We start from the raw sequence: 18,454 nt of genomic DNA, 5'->3' as shown, positions 1-18,454 counted from the left end.
CATGAGCAAGAAGACCGTCCTCAACGACACCCATCGCGCGCAAGGCGCCAAGATGGTCGATTTCGGCGGCTGGGATATGCCGATCAACTATGGCTCGCAGATCGAGGAGCACCATCAGGTGCGTCGCGACGCGGGCATGTTCGATGTGTCGCACATGACCATCCTGGACTTGCATGGCGCCCAGGCGCGCCCCTTCCTGCGCCAGCTGGTGGCGAACTCGGTGGACAAGCTGCAGAAGCCGGGCAAGGCGCTGTATGCCTGCATGCTCGACGAGCAGGGCGGGGTCATCGACGACCTGATCATCTATTTCCTGGCTGAGGACTTCTTCCGTCTGGTGGTCAATGCCGGCACCCGCGACAAGGACCTGGCCTGGATCACCGCCCAGGCCGCGCCCTTCGACCTGCGCGTGCAGGAGCGCCGCGACCTGGCCATCGTCGCGGTGCAGGGTCCGAACGCGCGCGCCAAGGTGCTGGGCCTGCTTTCGCCAGATGCGGCGCAGCGCGCCGGCAAGCTGCTCAAGTTTGCGGCCTGCGAAGTCGACGGCTTGTTCGTCGCGCGCACCGGCTACACCGGCGAAGACGGCTTCGAAATCATGGTGCCGGAAGCGCAGGCCGTCGACTTCTGGAACCGGCTGCTGGCCGCCGGCGTCGCCCCGGCCGGCCTCGGCGCGCGCGACACCCTGCGACTGGAGGCGGGCATGGCGCTCTATGGTCAGGACATGGACGAGTCGGCGACGCCATACGAAGCCGGCCTGGCCTGGACGATCGCCCTGGACGAAGGGCGCGCCTTTAACGGTCGCGCCGCGCTCGAAGCGCAGAAGGCCGCCGGCGGCGCCCGTCAGATGATCGGCCTGGTGCTGGACGAGAAAGGCGTGCTTCGCCACGGGCAGCCGGTGTTCACCGCGGCCGGCGAGGGCGAGATTCTTTCCGGAACCTTCTCGCCGACCCTGGGCAAAGCGATCGCGCTGGCGCGCGTGCCGGCGGGCGAAGTGGGGTCGGTCGAGGTGGACATCCGCGGCAAGCGCCTGCCGGTGCGCGTTGTGAAGTATCCCTTCGTCCGCGACGGTGCCGCCCAGCCCGGCGTGCTTGCCTGAGTCCGCGCGCGCCGGATGCCATCGCGCGCGCACCCCGCTAGACTAGCCACACCCCCCTGCCGTCACCCGACCAACGAGGCCTGTCATGAGTGAAATCCCCGGCGACCTGAAGTTCCTCAAGTCCCACGAATGGGCCCGCGTCGAAGACAGCGGCCGCATCACCGTCGGTATCTCCGACCACGCCCAGGGCCTGCTTGGCGACCTGGTCTACGTCGAGCTGCCCAATGTCGGCGACCGCCTGGAGCAGGGCGGCGCCGCCGCCGTGGTCGAGTCGGTCAAGGCCGCCAGCGACGTCTACGCGCCGATCGCCGGCACCGTGGTCGAGGTCAACGCCGCGCTGTCGGACAAGCCCGAGACCATCAACGAAGATGCCTACGGCGAGGGCTGGCTGTTCGTGCTCGAGGCCAGCGAACCCGACCAGCTCAAGGAGCTGCTGGCGCCCGACGACTACAGCCAACTGCTCGAGGACGAAGGCCACTGACGGTCGAGTCCATGACGCACCCGACACCGGCCGCCATGTGCGGCCGGTGTCGTATCCGGCGTTCGAGAACGCCGCGATGCGGTCGTCCATCGCTGCAAAAGTTCGCGCACTTCTGCCTTTCGGGGCATCGAAAAGCGCTGGCGGAAGGCGGCGGCCTAAAGTTTTTTTCAGGCCTTCCGAGGCGGTCGGTACGCATGCCGCGGCCTGCCCTGTACACGCGGACGCGCGTCGGGAAAAACGATGTGCTTTTACGCGCATGGCTTTTTTAAAGCACTTTTATCGCGCGCGCTTTTTTCGTACGCGTCGTTGGCCGTGTATCTGAGTCCGCAAGGCGACGAGTTCAACGCCGGTGCACGGCCAGGGAGTCTTGATATTTTTTCTGCAAAGTTGTTGACATCAAGATTTACCGTGATTAGCTTTCGCCCAGCAGACGTCAACTGCGGAAACGAGTGATCAGGATCGAAACGACAACGCGCGCAGCAACATCGAACTCCGCCCGGACTCCGTCCTCGGTGGATCAGGGCAACCATCCCTCCGCGAAATCGAAAACGAGCTTCCGCGCAAGCCGCCATTCCAACGCCCGGGCCGGTCATGGCCCGGGCGTTTTCTTTACCGGCGCATCGCGCCGGACCCCATCCGTCCACGGCGCCCCTGGCGCGGTGGCGGTGCGTCGCGGGAATCCTCCCGCGGCGGTGCATTTGTGACTGGGCAGTCCAAACGCCAACTGACGAGGAGTTGACCATGGCTACTAAGAAAGCTGCGAAAAAACCGGCCAAGAAGGCCGCGAAGAAATCCGTGAAGAAGACGGTGAAGAAGGCGGCCAAGGCCGTCAAGAAGACCGTGAAAAAGGCTGCCAAGAAGGTCGCCAAGAAGGTCGCCAAGAAGCCGGCCAAGAAGAAGGTCGCAAAGAAGAAGGTCGCTAAGAAGGTCGCTAAGAAGACCGCTAAGAAGACCGCTAAGAAGACCGCCAAGAAGGCTGCCAAGAAGACCGCGAAGAAGACTGCGAAGAAGTCTGCCAAGAAGGTCGCGCGCAAGCCGGCCAAGAAGGCCGCGAAGAAGGCTGCCAAGAAGACTGCCAAGAAGGCTGCCAAAAAGTCGGTCAAGAAGACCGCCAAAAAGAAGGTAGCCAAGAAGGCCGCCCGCAAGCCGGCAGCCAAGAAGGCCGCCAAGAAGTCGGTCAAGAAGACCGCCAAGAAGGCTGCGAAGAAGCCGGCTGCCAAGAAGACTGCCAAAAAGCCTGCGGCCAAGAAGAAGGCGGCGCGCAAGCCCGCTGCCAAGAAGCCGGCGATGGCGATGCCTGCCGCTCCGGTGGCTCCGTCGCTCTAAGACGGGTCGCAAGCGATAAGTCTGGACTCTCTCCCCGCGTTGCCCAGGCGGGGAGGGAGACTTTCCAGAAGCTCCAAAGAAAACGCCGGCCTTGTGCCGGCGTTTTGCTGTTCAGGGCTGGCGGCCCTGGCGCAGGCTCAGCGCCGTTGGCGGGGCCGCGGCGGTTCCGGAGACAGCCAGTCGCGCGCCGGCAGGCCCAGCGCGCGGTCCAGCGTGGTGGGCAGCAGTGCCGCCGGCATCGAGGATTCCGAGTTCCACAGGATCACCACGCCAATGTCTTTGTCTGGCAGGAACGCAGCCATGGCCCGATAACCTTGGACGGCGCCCGCGTGATAGACGAGGGTGTGGCCCTCATAGTCATAGATGCGCCAGCCCAGGCCGTAATAGGCGCTGCGCAGCCGTTCGCGGCGCCAGCTTGTGCCGCGGATCTCGCCCGGTGTTTCGACCTGCGGCGTCTGGATTTCGTTGAGCAGTTCCGGGGGCAGCACGTCGGGACGGTGGCCCATCTGCGCAATCAACCACTGCGACATATCGCGGATGCTGGCGTTGACGCCGGCAGCCGGCGGGATCCGGTAGTAAGTTTCCTTGGGCCGCACTGGCAGCCACTTGCCGCCGCTGCGCACGTGCGGGCGGGCCCAACTCGGGCTGGCCTCCAGGCCGTCGCGACCGAAGGTGGCGCCGTACATCCCGAGCGGATGGAACAGGCGCTTTTCGACCTGGTGGTGATAGAAGTCGCCGGTGACGGCGAACACCAGGTCGCCGACCAGGCTGAAGGCGATGTTCTGATAGGCGTAGCAGTCGCCCGGGGTGCAGGACAGCGGCGCATCGGAAAGTTTTTTGGCCAGCAGCGGATAGGGCTGGTCGGCCTCAAGGTCGCGATCGAAGGTGTTGTAGCCGAGGCCGACGCGATGGCTGAGGATGTCACGCACCGACAGGCGCTGCGCACCCTGCAGGTCGCGCAGGGTGAAGGTGGGAAGCTGGTTGGCGATGGGTGCGTCCCAGGTCATGGCGCCCTCGCTGACCAGCATCGCGCTGAGGGTGCCGGCGAAGGCCTTGGACAGCGAGGCGACGCGGAACGCGGTGTCGGTCCCGACCGGCTGCGGATCGCGACTGTCGACGACGCCATAGCCTCGCAGCGACACCACTTTTCCGTCCTGGACGATGGCCATGGCCATGCCCGGAATGCGCGACTGGGTGACGACTGTTTCCGCGAGCTGCTCGATCTCCCGCGCCTGGGCGCTGAAGTCCGGCGTGGCGGCGACATCGGCAGCGGCCACCGGCCAGGCGAGCGCCAGCCACAGGACCATCACGGTGGCGGGCAGGCGGGGCGGAACCTTGGCTTTATTGCGTGGCATGTCCGACGTATGCTTGAGGAACAGCCTCATTCTAGCGCGCGATCCGTGCCGGGGGACTGAACAGGGGAGAGTCCAGATGATCACTTTGCTCGTGCTGGCCTTGGTCGTCGGCGTAGCCGCGGCTTGGGGTGTCGGCATCTACAACGGGCTGGTCACCGCCCGCAACGCGTTCAAGAACGCATTCGCGCAGATCGACGTGCAGCTGACCCGGCGCTACGACCTGATCCCGAACCTGGTGGAGGTCGCCAAGGGCTACCTCAAGCACGAGCGGGAAACGCTCGAAGCCGTCATCCAGGCGCGCGCCGCCGCGGTCAGCGGGCTCGCCGCCGCCAAGGCGAACCCGGGCGATCCCAATGCGATGGCCTCGCTGGGCGGTGCCGAGACCGGACTCGCCGGCGCGCTTTCGCGGCTGATGGTGGTCGCCGAGGCCTATCCGGACCTCAAGGCCAACCAGAACATGATGCAGCTGACCGAGGAACTCACCTCGACCGAGAATCGCGTCGCCTTCGCTCGCCAGGCCTACAACGACTCCGTCATGGCCTATAACAACAGGCGCGAAGTGTTCCCCTCGAACATCATCGCCGGCATGTTCAACTTTGTCGCCGCGGCCCTGCTCGAGATCACCGAGCCGGAGAAGCGAGAGGCGCCCAAGGTCTCGTTCTGACCCTGCTGCCGTCGTCCCCTCGGGACGGCGGCAAACCCCCGGAGGCTGGTAGCGCATGAATTTCTTCGAGCGCCAGGAGCAGGCCCGGCGCCAGTCGGGCCGCCTGGTCATTATGTTTACCCTGGCCGTAGTGGCCATCGTGGTGGCGGTGGATCTGGTGTTCCTGGTGGCGGTCGGCGCGTTCTCGCAGGACGGCTCGCCGGCGGCCGTGATCGGGCCGCTGCTGCTGGTTACCTTGGCGACCCTGGGCATCATCGGCGTGGCCTCGATGTACCGGATTTCCAGCCTGAGCAGCGGCGGCGCCGCCGTGGCGCTGCAGATGGGCGGTACGCCGGTGCCCGAAGACACCACGGACTTCCACTACCGGCGCCTGCGCAACGTGGTCGAAGAGGTCGCCATCGCCTCGGGTGTCCCGGTGCCGCAGCTGTACGTGCTGGAGAACGAAGCGGGCATCAATGCCTTCGCCGCTGGCTACGCGCCTGGCGATGCCGCGGTCGCGGTGACTCGCGGTGCGCTCGACAAGCTCAACCGCGACGAACTGCAGGGTGTGATTGCGCACGAATTCAGCCATGTCCTCAACGGCGACATGCGCCTGAACATCCGGCTGATGGGTCTGCTGTTCGGCATCCTGGTGCTGGCCGTCGTCGGCCGGAAGGTGCTGCTGCACTCGCGCGGCAGTTCGAAGAACGCGCTGCCGGTCATTCTGGTCGCGCTGGCGGTGCTGGTGGTGGGCTATGCCGGTCAGTTCTTCGGCCGCTTGATCAAAGCCGGCGTCAGCCGTCAGCGCGAATTCCTCGCCGACGCGTCGGCGGTGCAGTTCACCCGCCAGACCAAAGGCCTGGCCGGCGCGCTCAAGAAGATCGGCGGGCTTCCGGACGGGTCCAAACTCGCAAGCCGTGACACCGAGGAAGTGGCGCACATGCTGTTCGGCGACGGCATCGGCTATTCCTCCCTGTTCGCCACGCATCCACCGCTGATAGCGCGCATCCAGGCCCTGGAGCCGTCGTTCCGGCCCGAGGCGCTGGTGGAGCAGTCGGCGCGCTGGCAGATGCATCCGCCCTCGGGCCTGGACGAAGACCTGGCGCTGGGCCTGGATGCGCGCAATCCGCCGGCGCTGCCCGGCGACCGGGTCGAGCTGCAGGTGACACCGCCCGCCGTGGTGGCCCAGGTAGGCGCGCCGCAGGCGAACGACTACGAGCGGGCGGGTGCGCTGGTCAAGGCCATTCCCGACGTGCTTCGGCGCGCCGCGCACGAGCGCGACGAAGCGCCGGTCCTGCTGTTCGGCCTGCTGATGGCGCCGCCGGGAAAGGTGCGCGAGCGCCAGCAGTTCGAACTCAGCAGCCGTCTCGACGAACGCCTGGTGCGCCAGTCGCTCGACTATGCCGACCGCCTGGCCGACCTGCCGCGCATCCTTTGCCTGCCGCTGGCGGCGATGGCGATGCCGACCCTGCGCCGGCGTCCGCGTCAGGAGCTCGAGCAGTTCATGGACAGCTGCTACGCGCTGACCCATGCCGATGGCAAGGTCAGCCTGTTCGAATACAGCCTGGGCCGTCTGCTGGGCAGCCACGTGCGGCAACTGCTGGATCCCGCCGCGAACTCGCGGCCCGCCAACCGCCGCCTGGTCGATGTCAGTGCGTCGGCGATCGAAGTGATGGCCGTCCTGGCCCAGGCCGGGCATGAGGATGCGGCGTCGGCGATGCGGGCCTACCTTGCCGGGATGGCGCGCGTGTTCCCGCGCCTGAATTCGCCCTACCGGCCCTCGGCCGAACCGCTGCGGGTCTTGGACGAGGCGCTGCCGCGGCTGGACGAAGTCGAGCCGCGCGGCAAGGAGCTGCTGCTCGAAGGCCTGGTTGCGGCGGTCAGCCACGACGGCCGCATCTGCGTCGCCGAGGCCGAACTGCTCCGCGCTATCTGCGCCAGCCTGCGCTGCCCGCTGCCGCCGATGCTCGAGGTCTGATCAGGCCGCCTGGCCGCGGATCAGGTCGGCGGCGCGCTCGGCGATCATCATGGTCGGGGCGTTGGTGTTGCCGCCGATCAGCTTGGGCATCACCGAGGCATCGACCACGCGCAGGCCGCTCACGCCGCGCACGCGCAGCTGCGGATCCACCACGGCATCGGCATCATCCTCGGCGCCCATGCGGCAGGTGCCCACCGGGTGGTAGATGGACTCGGCCTTGCGGCGGATGAAGGCGGCCAGCTCGGCTTCGTCCTGCAGCTTGTCGCCGGGCAGCAGCTCGTCGCCGCGGAACGGTGCGAAGGCGGGCTGGGCGAGGATCTCGCGCGAGAGCCGCAGGGCTTCGAGCATCACCTTCAAATCGTGGCCCTCGGGGTCGCTGAGGTAGCCCGCTTCGATCCGTACCTTGTCGGCGGCGCTGGCGCTCGCCAGCCGCAGCTGGCCCCGGCTGCGCGGGTGCAGGCAGCAGGCGTGCAGGGTGTAGCCGTTGCCGGGCAGGCGGTTGCGACCATGGTCGTCGAGCTGGGCCGGCACGAAGTGGAACTGGATGTCGGGACGCTCGTCCTCGGCCAGCGCGCTGCGCAGGAAGCCGCCGGCTTCGGCGATATTGCTGGTGCCGGGGCCGGACTTGAACAGGTAGTACTGAAGGCCGACCGAGACATCGCTGAGCTGGTCGTAGCTCAGGCCCTGGGTGCAGCGGACCATGGTGCAAACGTCCAGGTGATCCTGCAGGTTGGCGCCTACGCCCGGCAGGTCCTTCACCACCGTGATGCCGTGGTGGCGCAGGTGCTCGGCCGGGCCGATGCCCGAAAGCATCAGCAGCTGCGGCGAGTTCAGGGCGCCGCCGCAGAGGATCACTTCGCGCCGGGCGGCTTCGCAGAACGCACCCTTGCCGTCCACGGCATAGACCACGCCGGTCGCGCGCTCGCCTTCGAAGGTGACGCGGCTGGCGGTGGCGCGGGTGACCACGGTCAGGTTGGGGCGCTTGCGCACCGGCTTGAGGTAGGCGCGGGCGCTGGAGCTGCGGGCGCCGTCCCGGGTCGTGGTCTGGTACCAGCCGAAGCCGTCCTGGCGTGCGCCGTTGAAGTCGTCGGTGTCCGCATGGCCGGCTTCTTGCGCGGCCTGCAGGAAGGCTTCCGAAAGTGGATTCTTGTGGCGCGGGTCCGACACGCCCAGCGGGCCGTCGCCGCCGTGGAATTCGCTGTCGCCGCGCTGGTTGCCTTCGCTGCGCTTGAAGTAGGGCAGCACGTTTTCCCAGTGCCAGCCGGTGGCGCCCAGCGCCGCCCATTCGTCGTAGTCGCGGGCGTGGCCGCGGATGTAGCACATGGCGTTGATCGAGCTCGAGCCACCCAGCACCTTGCCGCGCGGCCACCACAGCATGCGGCCGTCCAGTCCCGGCTCCGGCTGGGTGGTGTAGTCCCAGTTCACGCCTTTCTTGCCGACCAGCTTGGCGATGCCGGCGGGCATGTGGATGAAGGGGTGCCAGTCGGACGGGCCCGCCTCGAGCAGCAGCACGCGGCAGTCGGGGTCCTCGCTCAGCCGGTTGGCCATGACGCAGCCGGCCGAGCCGGCGCCTACGATGATGTAGTCGTACACAGGATCTTCTTTATGCGGCAACAGTCCGAGGCTAGGCTCCCGTTCTAGAGCAAACACTCGGGCTTGGACAAGCCTGGTAACCAGGTGTGACAGCGCTCACACCGCACGCTGGACTGGCGGCCCCGGTCCGGGTTGGCTATGGTGCGCGCTCCCCACAGGGACCCGCATGGACCAAGGAAACGACACCGCCGGCCGCTTTGACCACCTGCGCGGCGCGCTGCGGGACTACCCGCCGTTGATCTGGTCATTCCTCTATTTTTTCTTCCTGCTAACCGGCTACTACGTCATGCGGCCGGTGCGGGATGCGGTCGCGGCGTCCAACGATCCGGCGATGGTGTTTCCGCCGGCGATGGTCCAGTGGTTCTCGGTCCGCGGCGTCGACCTGGGCGATTTCCAGATCCAGGCCTTGTTCACCGGCACCTTCCTGTCGATGCTGCTGCTGCAGCCGGTGTATGGCGCCCTGGTGAGCCGGTTCCCGCGCCGCGTATTCCTGCCGGTGGTGTACCTGGTTTTCATCGCTTGCCTGCTGGGCTTCTACGTCGCGTTCGAAATGGATATGCCTGGACGGGGCGGGGCGTATTTCATCTGGGTGGCGGTGTTCAACCTGTTTGCGGTGTCGGTGTTCTGGAGCTTCATGGCCGACATTTACACCGATCCCGAGGCACGCCGCCTGTACGGCTTCATCGCCGCCGGCGGTACGCTGGGCGGGCTGCTGGGGCCGGAGCTGACCTCGCGGCTGGTGACCCAGTTCGGCGTTGGCAACATGCTGCTGGTGTCGGCCACCTTCCTGACGCTGTGCCTGGTCTGCATCCTGCGGCTGGGTCCCTGGGCCCGCCAACGCGAGCGCGAGCGCGGCAACCTGGCCGAAGAAGAGGCGATGGGCGGGCGCGTGCTTGAGGGTCTGCGTCGGATCGCCGCCGATCCGCTGCTGCGTTCGCTGGCCTTCCTGATGTTCTTCGGCGTCGGGGTCGGCACGCTGCTCTACAACGAGCAAAACACCATCGTGCGGGAGATGACGGCCGGCAACCCCGCCGCCGCCGAGCAGGCCACCGCCTTCTTCTCGACGCTCGACAAGTGGATCAACTGGGTGGTGCTGGTAGTGCAGGTGTTCCTGACCCGCATGTTGCTGATCCGGTTTGGCGTGGCGCCGCTGCTGCTGGTGCCGGCGCTGGCGATCCTGGTGGGCTTCTGCGTGCTGTTCGCCTCGCCGCTGCCGATGCTGGTGGCGGTGGTGCAGGTGATGACCCGCGCGTCCGAGTTCTCGCTGTCCAAGCCGGCACGCGAAACCATCTATACGCGCGTCGACCGCGAAGCGCGCTACAAGGCCAAGGCGGCGATCGATACCGTGGTTTATCGCGGCGGCGACCTGAGTTTCGCCTGGCTGCACAAGCTCATGGCGGCGTTCGGCTCGTCCACCGTGTTTGCCGGTGGCGTGCTGATCGCGGGCGCGTTCACCTTCAGCGCCTGGCGTGTGGTTCGCGAGCAGGCGAAGCTGCCGTCCGATAGAGGCTGAGGACAGGCCCGGCGCGAGGCTGTCTTCGCACCTCGAAGACACCTGCCCGCCGCGGCTGCGCTACTCTTTGGGCATCGAACCGGGAGACAGCATATGAAGGTCAAGGCCGCCGTCGCGCACAAGGCAGGCGCACCGCTGAGCATCGAAACCGTTGATCTCGAGGGGCCGCGCTTCGGCGAAGTGCTGGTCGAGCTCAAGGCGACCGGCGTCTGTCACACCGATGAGTTCACGCTCTCGGGCGCCGACCCGGAAGGGCTGTTCCCGGCGATCCTGGGCCACGAAGGCGCCGGCATCGTGGTGGACGTGGGTCCGGGCGTGACCAGCCTCAAGAAGGGTGACCACGTCATCCCGCTCTACACGCCCGAGTGCCGCACCTGCGAGTACTGCCTCAATCCCAAGACCAACCTGTGCCAGTCCATCCGCTCGACCCAGGGCCAGGGCCTGATGCCCGACGGCAGCAGCCGCTTCAGCCTGGACGGCAAGCCGGTGCTGCACTACATGGGCACCTCCACCTTCGCCCAGTTCACCGTGGTGCCCGAGATCGCGCTGGCCAAGATCCGCGAGGACGCGCCTTTCGACAAGGTCTGCTACATCGGCTGCGGCGTCACCACCGGCATCGGCGCGGTCATCTTCACCGCCAAGGTGGAAGTGGGCTCGAAGGTGATCGTGTTCGGGCTCGGCGGCATCGGCCTGAACGTGATCCAGGGCGCGCGCCTGGCGGGTGCCGACATGATCATTGGCGTCGACCTCAATCCCGGCCGCGAGGCGATGGCGCGCAAGTTCGGCATGACCCATTTCGTTAACCCGAAGGAGGTCGAGGGCGACCTCGTGCCCTATCTGGTGTCGCTGACCAAGGGCGGCGCCGACTACACCTTCGAATGCATCGGCAACACCCAGGTAATGCGCCAGGCGCTGGAGTCGGCCCACAAGGGCTGGGGCACCAGCGTCATCATTGGCGTGGCTCCGGCGGGCGCAGAGATCAGCACGCGGCCGTTCCAGCTGGTGACCGGGCGCAACTGGCGGGGCAGCGCCTTTGGCGGCGCCCGCGGCCGCACCGACGTGCCCAAGATCGTGGACTGGTACATGGACGGCAAGATTGATATCGATTCCCTGATCACCCACACCATGCCGCTGGAGAAGATCAACGACGCTTTCGACCTGATGCATCGCGGCGAATCGATCCGCAGCGTGGTCGTGTACTGATGTCGGTCGAGGTCGCCAGCGAACACGGCTGTTTCGGCGGCGTGCAGGGCTTCTACCGCATGGCGTCGCCGGCTTGCGGCGGCAGAATGCGTTTCGCCGTGTTCCAGCCGCCGCAGGCGCGCGATGGCCGGGTGCCGGTGCTGTACTTCCTGGCCGGACTCACCTGCAGCGAAGAAACCGCGACCATGAAGGCCGGCGCCCAGCGGGTGGCGGCCGAGCTGGGGCTGATGCTGGTGATGCCCGACACCAGCCCGCGCGATACCGGCATTGACGGCGCCACCGGCGACTGGGAGTTCGGCGAGGCGGCGGGCTTCTATCTTGATGCGACGCAGGCACCTTGGTCTTCGCGCTTCCGGATGGAAACCCACGTGGTGCACGAACTCTCGGCGGCGGTGGCCGATCATTTTCCGGCCGATCCGGGGCGCGCCGGTATTCTCGGCCACTCCATGGGCGGCCACGGCGCATTGACCTTGGCGCTGCGTCATCCGGACCGCTACCGCAGCCTGTCGGCGATGGCACCGATCGTCGCGCCAAGCCAGGTGCCCTGGGGCCAGAAGGCGTTCTCGCGCTATCTCGGCGACAAGCCTGGTGCCTGGGCCGAACATGACGCCTGCGAGCTGGTAAAGCGGCGGCCCTTCGGCGGGCTGATTCTGGTTGACCAAGGCCTGGAGGATAAATTCCTGGCGCCGCAGCTGCAGCCCGAACGCTTCGAGGCGGCCTGCGCCGAGGCCGGGCAGGCACTGACCCTGCGTCGCCATGCTGGCTATGACCACGGCTACTACTTCATCGCCAGCGTCATCGAAGACCATTTGCGGCACCATGCCGCCCAGCTATCCGTCTGATCCCGGAGTTCGCCATGTCCCTGACCGCCCAGCTGCTTACCGCGTTCGTTGCCCTGCTGCACCTGGGCTTCCTGGTGCTGGAGATGTTCTTCTGGACCCGGCCGCTCGGTAAAAAAATCTTCGGGCTCGATCCGCAAGTCGCGCGGGACTCGGCCAAGCTGGCGATGAATCAGGGCTTGTACAACGGCTTCCTGGCGGCCGGCCTGGCCTGGGGGCTTTGGCTGGGCGACAAAGGTATTTGCCTGTTCTTCCTGGGCTGTGTGGTCATCGCCGGTCTGTTCGGTGCCGCCACCGTGAAGCGTTCTATTTTGTACGTGCAGGCGGTCCCGGCCATTCTCGCCGCCATCGCCACCCACTACCTCTAACCCCTGTAGGAGGGCCTTCAGGCCCGAAGCTTTCCGCCGCAAAGCTTCGGGCCTGAAGGCCCTCCTACAGGTGCCCGGTGCCCGCGATCAGGGCTCAGGGTTTGGGGCTCAGCCACATCGTGATTTCCGCGTGGAAGACTTTCTGGCCGGCGGGGTCGTGCACGTCCACGTTGATCGGCAGGCCGTAGCTTTCGGTCGCGCTCACGATCGGGATCATCGGGGTAGCCACGGCGCGCATCGTGCCCTGCGCCTTCTTCAGGTAGGACACCGTCATGCCTTTGGGTATCCAGCGCATGTCCCGGGGCAGGGAGGCATCGATCATGACGCCCGCGCAGAGCTCGGCCAGATTGCACAGGGCGATCGCATGCACCGTGCCGATGTGGTTCTGCACTGCGCGGCGATGAGGAATGGTGGCTTCACAGCGGCCGTGTTCAAGCCCGCGGACGCGGGGCCGGATGCTGCCGAAGTAGGGCGCCTTGAAGCAGACCGCGCGGCTGAACAGCCACTGCCCGCCCGGGAAACGGGTGAATTTCCGGTACAGCTTGAGCAGCGGCGTGTCAGCCATCGCGATGTCTCCAATTGCGATGTAGGAGGGCCTTCAGGCCCGAAGCTTCTCGGCGGAAAGCTTCGGGCCTGAAGGCCCTCCTACAGGGAGGGCTGAGTTTAAGCTCAGGCGGCGCGGTGCTGCTGCGACTCATCCTTGCGGTGCAACGAGGCGGACACCAGGTCGGCCGGGTCGAAGTCGTCGACCGTGATGGCTTCCCAGGTCAGCGTCCGCAGCTCCTCGAGCTGGACCTTTTCCTCGGCCGTGATCCAGCCCTCGGCGACGCCTTCGGCCAGCTGCGACGGGAAGTCGAGCGCCTCGATGTCGCTGTTCTTGAGCGCCTTGAGGAACTTGCGCTCCACCGGCTCGGCCAGGATCACCTTGGGCAGGAAGCTATTGATGCGGCCGGCCGGGTTGTTCTCGCAGGGCGTCAGGAAGATCCCCGACGCCATGCGGTCACGCGCATCCGACGGCGACATCAGCAGCGCCGCAGCGCGGCGGCCCAAACGGTCCGACGGCAGCTGGGCGCGACGGCCCCAGGGGAAAACCAGCATCCACATCAGCCAACCCACCGGGCGGATCGGGAAGTTGCGCAGCGCGCCGGAGAGGGCGAACTCGATCTTGTGCGCCGAATCGTGGAAGGCGTAGGCCAGCAGCGGCTGCTCGGCCGCCGGACGCCCCTGGTCCTCGTAGCGCTTGAGCATGGCGCTGGCGATATAGAGGTGACTGAGCACGTCGGCGAAACGGCCGGAGATCTTTTCCTTGAACTTGAGCTTGCCGCCGAGCGTCAGCATCGACACGTCGGCCACCAGCGCCAGGTTGGCCGAATAGCGGTTGAGCTTGCGGTAGTAGCGCTTGGTGTAGGCATCGCCCGGCACCTTGCCGATGCGCGCACCCACCAGGCCCATCACCCAACTGCGCACGGCGTTGGAAATGGCGAAGCCGATATGGCCGAACAGGTTGTGGTCGAAGTCACGCAGGCCGGCGGCCTTGTCCGGATTCTGCGCCGCCTGCATTTCCTTGAGCACCCAGGGATGGCAGCGGATCGCGCCCTGGCCGAAGATCATCAGGGTGCGGGTCATGATGTTGGCGCCCTCGACCGTGATCGAGATCGGCGCCGCCTGCCAGCCGCGGCCCAGGTAGTTCATCGGGCCGAGGATGACGCCCTTGCCGCCGTGGATGTCCATGGCGTCGGCCGCGACCGCGCGCGCCATTTCGGTGGCGTGGTACTTGGCGATGGCCGAGGGCACCGCCGGCTTCTCGCCGCGATCCACCGCGGCGGCCGTGGCTTCGGACAGGGCGGCGCAGGCGTAGGCGTTGCCGGCAATACGCGCCAGCGCTTCTTCAACGCCCTCAAAGCGGCCGATCGAAAGGCCGAACTGCTTGCGGATTCGGGAGTAGGCGCCGGTGACCACGGCCGCGAGCTTGGACGCGCCGCTGGAGGTAGAGGGCAGGGTGATCGCGCGGCCCACGGACAGACACTCGACCAGCATGCGCCAGCCCTGGCCGATGAAGTCTTCGCCGCCGATCAGCTGGCTCAGCGGCAGGAACACTTCCTTGCCGTTGAGCGGACCGTTCTGGAAGGCGCAGTTGAGCGGGAAATGGCGGCGACCGATGTTCAGCCCCGGGGTTTCGCGCGGGATCAGCGCCAGGGTGATGCCGCGGTCGGACACTTCGCCCAACAGCTTGTCCGGGTCATGCAGGCGGAAGGCCAGTCCGATCACGGTCGCCACCGGCGCCAGCGTGATGTAGCGCTTGTCGAAGGTGAGCTTGACGCCAAGCACGCGAGCGCCGTTCCACTCGCCTTCGCAGACGATGCCGAAGTCGGGCAGCGAGGTAGCGTCGGAGCCGGCGGTCGGGCCGGTCAGGGCGAAGCAGGGAACGTCACGGCCGTCGGCCAGGCGCGGCAGGTAGTGCTTCTTCTGCTCGTCGGTGCCGTAGTGCAGGAGCAGCTCGGCCGGGCCCAGCGAGTTCGGCACGCCGACGGTGGAGCTGAGCGTGGCCGAAATCGAGGCCAGCTTCTGGATGACCTTGTGATGGGCCAGCGCCGAGAAGCCCAGGCCGCCGTATTCCTTGGGAATGATCATGCCGAAGAACTTGTTGGTCTTGATGAAGTCCCACAGCTCCGGCGGCAGGTCGTTGCGGACGTGGGTGATGTCCCAGTCGTTGGTCATGCGGCAGGCCTGTTCGACCGGGCCGTCCAGGAAGGCCTGCTCTTCAGCCGTCAGTTCGGGCTTGGGCTGGGCCAGCAGCTGCTCCCACTTGGGCATGCCGGAGAACAGCTCACCCTCGAAGCCGACCGTGCCGGCATCGAGTGCGGTTTTCTCGGTATCCGAAAGCTTTGGCAGCATCTTGGTGTAGATGCGCAGCAGGGTCTTGGTGATCAGGGCCTGGCGCAGCGGCGTGATCAGCAGCGGCAGCGTTACGATTGCCAGTAGCGCGGCGGCGACGATCGTCGCGGTCAGGTTGGCGCCAGCCAGGGCAACGGCAACGAGCAAGGTGGCGGCCAAGGCAGTGAAGATGGCCAGGCTGAGCCGGTGGTAGGCCACCAGCAGGATCGCCAAGGCAAGCGCGAGGAAGGGGGCGAGGATGCTCATCGTGGATCTCCGTGGGCGGCCGTGGGGGCCGGCAGGTCGTTCAGGAATTGAAGCAGGGTATCTGTAAAGGCGCTGTTGTCGTCACCGGCGACCATATGGGTGGCCTGCGGCAGTTGGACGTGGCGCGCGCGTGGCGCCAGGTCCAGGAAATGTTGCACCGTTTGGTCGGTAACCAGGTCGCTGCGGCCGCCGCTGACCAGCAGCACCGGGACGTCCAGGGCGCGACAGGCGGCTTCCAAATGGTCTTGCAGGCCGTCCGTGTCGGGGATGAATTCACTCAGCAGGCGGGGGTCCCAGTGCCAGCCCAGGCGACCATCCTCGCGCTTTACCAGCAGGTGCGACAGTTGCGCGGGCGACTTCTTCCCGCGCCGGTGCGGCAGGTAGGCGGCGATCTGTTCCGCCGCGTGCTCGAAGGACTCGAAGCCATCCGGATGCGCGTTCATGAAGCCAAGGATGCGCTCCACGCCGGCGGCTTCCCAGCGTGGCGTGATGTCCACCAGCACCAGCGCCGAAAACGGTCGATCGCGCGCCTGCGCCATCAGTCCGGTCAGGCCGCCCATAGACGCGCCGACCAGGATGGGCGCCGGCGCCAGCGCCCGGGCGGCCGCGATGACGTCGTCCACGAACTGATCGCCGGAATACCGGGAGTGGGCCGGGTTGCGCTCGGACTGGCCATGGCCCCGAACATCCCAGGCCAGGCTGGCGCGGCCGGCCTCGGAAAGGCGCTGCTGGGTGCTGCGCCAGGCCTGCCGCGTCTGGCCAAAGCCATGGGCCAACAGCAGCCCGGGGCCGGTGCCGGCGTGGTGGTCTGCGGCCAACGCCAGCCCGTCGTGCGTGTGCAGTGGCAGCACGGTAGAGGAGGCAACAGCAGCAGCTTGGGCGAGCATGTCCATACGGACCAGTATGGGTTGAGCGGCCAAGGCATGTCAATACCAGCGCGTATGGTGCATCATTGCCGCGTCCCGACAGGCCGTGAAGGCTTACCGGGTGCCCCCGCAGCCAGTAGACTCCGCCGTATGGTCGCTTCCGCCCCGAAAACCGAACGCCCCTCGCGCCTGAGCGCCGAGGACTGGGCCCTGGCCGCGCTGGACGTGATCGCCGAGCAGGGCCTCGCGGCCGTGGCGGTCGAGCCGCTGGCGCGTCGCCTCGGCGTGACGAAGGGCAGCTTCTACTGGCATTTCCCGTCGCGTGAAGCGCTGCTGGTGGCGGCGCTGGAGCGCTGGGAGGCGATGGAGCAGGAAACCGTCTTTGGCCAACTCGAGGCCATCTCCGACCCGCGTGCGCGCCTGCAGGCCTTGTTCCAACTGGTCGGGCATGAGCTCAGGCCGCACATCATCTATAGCGAACTGCTCAAGGCGCTCGACCATCCGGTCGTGCAGCCGGTGCTCAACCGCGTATCGCAGCGGCGCCTGGACTACCTCACCGCCAGTTTCCGCCAGGCCGGCCTGCCGCGTCTGGACGCGCAGAACCGCGCCCGACTTACGTACGCGGCCTACGTGGGTTTCCTCCAGCTATCGCTGCAGCTAGGCCAGCCGCGCCTGCACCACGACGAGTTCGAGGCCTACGTGGCGCACGTGATGAATACGCTGATCCCGGCCTGAATCAGGCCGGCCCCGGCGCCGCGGATTCGCGGCCGTCGCGCCACTCCCATTCGTGCTGCACCAGGCCCAGGCGGTCGAGGTGGCGCAGGATCGAACGCACGGTCACCACCGGATAATCGCCCGACAGGCGCGTGCCCAGCGAATGCTCGCCGAAGTCGGTATTGGCCGAGAACAGTCCGCCGAGCACGCGCTTGGAGTAGGCGATCTGCAGCCGGTCGGGCTGGAAGCCATCGGCCTGCTGTACCGCCTGCACTTGCCGCCGATCCGGCAGCGCGCCGACCGGCAGTCGCGCCGCCGACAATTGCTCGATCACCCAGGCCGTGGAGTTCTGGCTGCGCAGGCCCTCATGCGGCGCGATCATGTTGTAGCGCGGTTCGTGCAGGCGCAGCGGCGCGTCGCCGAGCAACTGCGGCACCAGCCGCGCGGCAAGCGCGGGTTCGAGCCAGGTGATGCGGGCATCCTGAGTCACCAGGTCATCCAGGAAATAGTTCACCAGGCCTTGGGTGAATACGCCGGAGCGATCGCTGCCGCAGCGGTTGAGCAGATGCACCACGGTCCAGCGCCCGTTCGGGTGGTCGCGCAGCACGAAGCCGACGTGGCTGTAGTGCAGCCCGTAGCCCGACAGGTCGGTGCCCGCGCGCGACACCAGCGCCACCGGCACGTCCATCGCTTCGAGTTGATCGAACACTCGCCGCGCGGACTGCGCCGCCTCGGCGATCTGGGTCGGACCCGACGAAGTGGCCGTGCAGGCGGTGCCTGCCTGGGCGGTACCGACAACCAGCCCCAGGGCCAGCAGGCTGGCGCGAAGCAGGCGCCTCATCGGTGCATCTCGGCGTGGTGGATCAGGCTGTGCGTCAGGGCATCGGGCACGAAGGCGAGGATCTCGGCGCCGATGCTGAGCAGGTAGCCGGCCGATACCGCCGTCACGATCACCGTGGCGCCGACCACCAGGCCCAGGCCGGCCAGCAGGTGGGCGCCAACCTCGATCGCGATCGAGGCGCCCGTGGCTGCCGACACCAGCACGAGCTCGACGCTGCCGGCCAGCGGCCGGATGGCCTGCAGCACGAGGCTGGACCCGGCCGGGATCAAGGACAGCAGCGCGGCCGTGCCTTCGACCGAAGGCGCGACCGAATAGGCGGATGCCTCGCTGAGGGCGCTGGACTGGGCCGAGGCCGTGGGGCTGGCGGCGATGACCAGCAGCGCGGGCAGGATCAGGTGGGACAGGGACATGGCGGACTCCGGATGAACGGGAGTCCAGCCTCGCTCGCAGGACGCGGAGCGGCAACAAGAATAGACTAGGGATAGCATCTATCGGCCTAA

17 protein-coding genes are annotated in these 18,454 nt (G+C 67.0%); 10 read left to right on the top strand and 7 right to left on the bottom strand.

Going from position 1 to position 18,454, the window contains the following annotated elements; genetic code table 11:
- The first annotated feature begins 1 nt into the window (after position 1).
- From gcvT to ACYVGY_RS06730, 3 genes are all read left to right on the top strand, one after another.
- Positions 2 to 1,093 (top strand): glycine cleavage system aminomethyltransferase GcvT, encoded by a 1,092-nt coding sequence (gene gcvT / locus ACYVGY_RS06740; RefSeq protein WP_460456700.1) that lies wholly within the window; start codon positions 2 to 4, stop codon positions 1,091 to 1,093.
- Between the two features lie 85 nt (positions 1,094 to 1,178).
- The gene (gene gcvH, locus ACYVGY_RS06735) at positions 1,179 to 1,574 is read left to right on the top strand and encodes a glycine cleavage system protein GcvH (protein WP_460456699.1); all 396 of its coding nucleotides are present in this window, start codon (positions 1,179 to 1,181) and stop codon (positions 1,572 to 1,574) included.
- Between the two features lie 591 nt (positions 1,575 to 2,165).
- Positions 2,166 to 2,900, top strand: a complete 735-nt coding sequence (locus tag ACYVGY_RS06730) for a hypothetical protein (RefSeq protein ID WP_460456698.1) — start codon at positions 2,166 to 2,168, stop codon at positions 2,898 to 2,900.
- A 137-nt stretch (positions 2,901 to 3,037) separates the two neighbouring features.
- On the opposite strand, the gene ACYVGY_RS06725 is transcribed toward ACYVGY_RS06730, so the two are convergent.
- Positions 3,038 to 4,255 (bottom strand): serine hydrolase domain-containing protein, encoded by a 1,218-nt coding sequence (locus tag ACYVGY_RS06725; protein WP_460456697.1) that lies wholly within the window; start codon positions 4,253 to 4,255, stop codon positions 3,038 to 3,040.
- A 79-nt stretch (positions 4,256 to 4,334) separates the two neighbouring features.
- Between ACYVGY_RS06725 and ACYVGY_RS06720 the strand changes: the two genes are divergently transcribed.
- Positions 4,335 to 4,919, top strand: coding sequence for a LemA family protein (locus ACYVGY_RS06720; RefSeq protein ID WP_460456955.1), 585 nt, complete (start codon positions 4,335 to 4,337; stop codon positions 4,917 to 4,919).
- A 55-nt stretch (positions 4,920 to 4,974) separates the two neighbouring features.
- A complete protein-coding gene (locus ACYVGY_RS06715) occupies positions 4,975 to 6,876 on the top strand; it encodes a M48 family metallopeptidase (protein ID WP_460456696.1) in 1,902 nt (633 codons plus the stop codon).
- On the opposite strand, the gene ACYVGY_RS06710 is transcribed toward ACYVGY_RS06715, so the two are convergent.
- On the bottom strand, positions 6,877 to 8,469 hold the full coding sequence (locus ACYVGY_RS06710; RefSeq protein ID WP_460456695.1) for a GMC family oxidoreductase: 1,593 nt from the start codon (positions 8,467 to 8,469) through the stop codon (positions 6,877 to 6,879).
- Between the two features lie 166 nt (positions 8,470 to 8,635).
- Here ACYVGY_RS06710 and ACYVGY_RS06705 point away from each other — a divergent pair, with 166 nt between their 5' ends.
- The 4 genes from ACYVGY_RS06705 (at position 8,636) to ACYVGY_RS06690 (ending at position 12,392) form a co-directional block, all read left to right on the top strand.
- Positions 8,636 to 9,982 carry an NTP/NDP exchange transporter gene (locus ACYVGY_RS06705; protein WP_460456694.1) on the top strand — a complete coding sequence of 449 codons (1,347 nt, stop codon included), beginning with the start codon at positions 8,636 to 8,638 and terminating at the stop codon, positions 9,980 to 9,982.
- A 93-nt stretch (positions 9,983 to 10,075) separates the two neighbouring features.
- Complete coding sequence (locus ACYVGY_RS06700) at positions 10,076 to 11,185, top strand: S-(hydroxymethyl)glutathione dehydrogenase/class III alcohol dehydrogenase (protein WP_460456693.1); 1,110 nt, start codon at positions 10,076 to 10,078, stop codon at positions 11,183 to 11,185.
- Positions 11,185 to 12,027 carry an S-formylglutathione hydrolase gene (gene fghA / locus ACYVGY_RS06695; RefSeq protein WP_460456692.1) on the top strand — a complete coding sequence of 281 codons (843 nt, stop codon included), beginning with the start codon at positions 11,185 to 11,187 and terminating at the stop codon, positions 12,025 to 12,027. Before ACYVGY_RS06700 ends, fghA begins: the two co-directional genes overlap by 1 nt.
- A 14-nt stretch (positions 12,028 to 12,041) precedes the next feature.
- Positions 12,042 to 12,392, top strand: coding sequence for a DUF1304 domain-containing protein (locus ACYVGY_RS06690; RefSeq protein WP_460456691.1), 351 nt, complete (start codon positions 12,042 to 12,044; stop codon positions 12,390 to 12,392).
- Between the two features lie 94 nt (positions 12,393 to 12,486).
- Here ACYVGY_RS06690 and ACYVGY_RS06685 read toward each other — a convergent pair whose 3' ends face one another.
- From ACYVGY_RS06685 to ACYVGY_RS06675, 3 genes are all read right to left on the bottom strand, one after another.
- Entirely contained in the window at positions 12,487 to 12,957 is a 471-nt protein-coding gene (locus tag ACYVGY_RS06685) for a hotdog fold domain-containing protein (RefSeq protein WP_460456690.1), read from the bottom strand.
- A 104-nt stretch (positions 12,958 to 13,061) separates the two neighbouring features.
- Positions 13,062 to 15,533 carry an acyl-CoA dehydrogenase gene (locus ACYVGY_RS06680; protein WP_460456689.1) on the bottom strand — a complete coding sequence of 824 codons (2,472 nt, stop codon included), beginning with the start codon at positions 15,531 to 15,533 and terminating at the stop codon, positions 13,062 to 13,064.
- Positions 15,530 to 16,420 carry an alpha/beta fold hydrolase gene (locus ACYVGY_RS06675; protein WP_460456688.1) on the bottom strand — a complete coding sequence of 297 codons (891 nt, stop codon included), beginning with the start codon at positions 16,418 to 16,420 and terminating at the stop codon, positions 15,530 to 15,532. The genes ACYVGY_RS06680 and ACYVGY_RS06675 overlap by 4 nt, the downstream gene beginning before the upstream one ends.
- Positions 16,421 to 16,549: 129 nt before the next feature.
- Here ACYVGY_RS06675 and ACYVGY_RS06670 point away from each other — a divergent pair, with 129 nt between their 5' ends.
- The gene (locus ACYVGY_RS06670; protein WP_460456687.1) at positions 16,550 to 17,134 is read left to right on the top strand and encodes a TetR/AcrR family transcriptional regulator; all 585 of its coding nucleotides are present in this window, start codon (positions 16,550 to 16,552) and stop codon (positions 17,132 to 17,134) included.
- Position 17,135: 1 nt separating this feature from the next.
- On the opposite strand, the gene ACYVGY_RS06665 is transcribed toward ACYVGY_RS06670, so the two are convergent.
- Together ACYVGY_RS06665 and ACYVGY_RS06660 are read right to left on the bottom strand one after the other, a co-directional pair.
- On the bottom strand, positions 17,136 to 17,954 hold the full coding sequence (locus ACYVGY_RS06665) for a DUF2145 domain-containing protein (protein ID WP_460456686.1): 819 nt from the start codon (positions 17,952 to 17,954) through the stop codon (positions 17,136 to 17,138).
- Complete coding sequence (locus ACYVGY_RS06660) at positions 17,951 to 18,364, bottom strand: hypothetical protein (RefSeq protein ID WP_460456685.1); 414 nt, start codon at positions 18,362 to 18,364, stop codon at positions 17,951 to 17,953. The genes ACYVGY_RS06665 and ACYVGY_RS06660 overlap by 4 nt, the downstream gene beginning before the upstream one ends.
- Positions 18,365 to 18,454: the final 90 nt, after the last annotated feature.

The organism is Arenimonas alkanexedens (assembly GCF_054781355.1).
Note: the sequence above shows the minus strand (reverse complement) of the source record. Positions and strands in the feature narration are given on the sequence as shown.

Excerpts from the sequence above, each read along its gene's own strand:
- ACYVGY_RS06725 (WP_460456697.1), bottom strand. The coding sequence starts at position 4,255 with ATGCCACGCAATAAAGCCAAGGTTCCGCCCCGCCTGCCCGCCACCGTG.
- ACYVGY_RS06670 (WP_460456687.1), top strand. The coding sequence starts at position 16,550 with ATGGTCGCTTCCGCCCCGAAAACCGAACGCCCCTCGCGCCTGAGCGCC.
- ACYVGY_RS06690 (WP_460456691.1), top strand. The coding sequence starts at position 12,042 with ATGTCCCTGACCGCCCAGCTGCTTACCGCGTTCGTTGCCCTGCTGCAC.
- ACYVGY_RS06715 (WP_460456696.1), top strand. The coding sequence starts at position 4,975 with ATGAATTTCTTCGAGCGCCAGGAGCAGGCCCGGCGCCAGTCGGGCCGC.
- ACYVGY_RS06660 (WP_460456685.1), bottom strand. The coding sequence starts at position 18,364 with ATGTCCCTGTCCCACCTGATCCTGCCCGCGCTGCTGGTCATCGCCGCC.
- fghA (WP_460456692.1), top strand. The coding sequence starts at position 11,185 with ATGTCGGTCGAGGTCGCCAGCGAACACGGCTGTTTCGGCGGCGTGCAG.
- ACYVGY_RS06680 (WP_460456689.1), bottom strand. The coding sequence starts at position 15,533 with ATGAGCATCCTCGCCCCCTTCCTCGCGCTTGCCTTGGCGATCCTGCTG.
- gcvH (WP_460456699.1), top strand. The coding sequence starts at position 1,179 with ATGAGTGAAATCCCCGGCGACCTGAAGTTCCTCAAGTCCCACGAATGG.
- gcvT (WP_460456700.1), top strand. The coding sequence starts at position 2 with ATGAGCAAGAAGACCGTCCTCAACGACACCCATCGCGCGCAAGGCGCC.
- ACYVGY_RS06665 (WP_460456686.1), bottom strand. The coding sequence starts at position 17,954 with ATGAGGCGCCTGCTTCGCGCCAGCCTGCTGGCCCTGGGGCTGGTTGTC.
- ACYVGY_RS06730 (WP_460456698.1), top strand. The coding sequence starts at position 2,166 with ATGGCCCGGGCGTTTTCTTTACCGGCGCATCGCGCCGGACCCCATCCG.
- ACYVGY_RS06675 (WP_460456688.1), bottom strand. The coding sequence starts at position 16,420 with ATGCTCGCCCAAGCTGCTGCTGTTGCCTCCTCTACCGTGCTGCCACTG.
- ACYVGY_RS06705 (WP_460456694.1), top strand. The coding sequence starts at position 8,636 with ATGGACCAAGGAAACGACACCGCCGGCCGCTTTGACCACCTGCGCGGC.
- ACYVGY_RS06700 (WP_460456693.1), top strand. The coding sequence starts at position 10,076 with ATGAAGGTCAAGGCCGCCGTCGCGCACAAGGCAGGCGCACCGCTGAGC.
- ACYVGY_RS06685 (WP_460456690.1), bottom strand. The coding sequence starts at position 12,957 with ATGGCTGACACGCCGCTGCTCAAGCTGTACCGGAAATTCACCCGTTTC.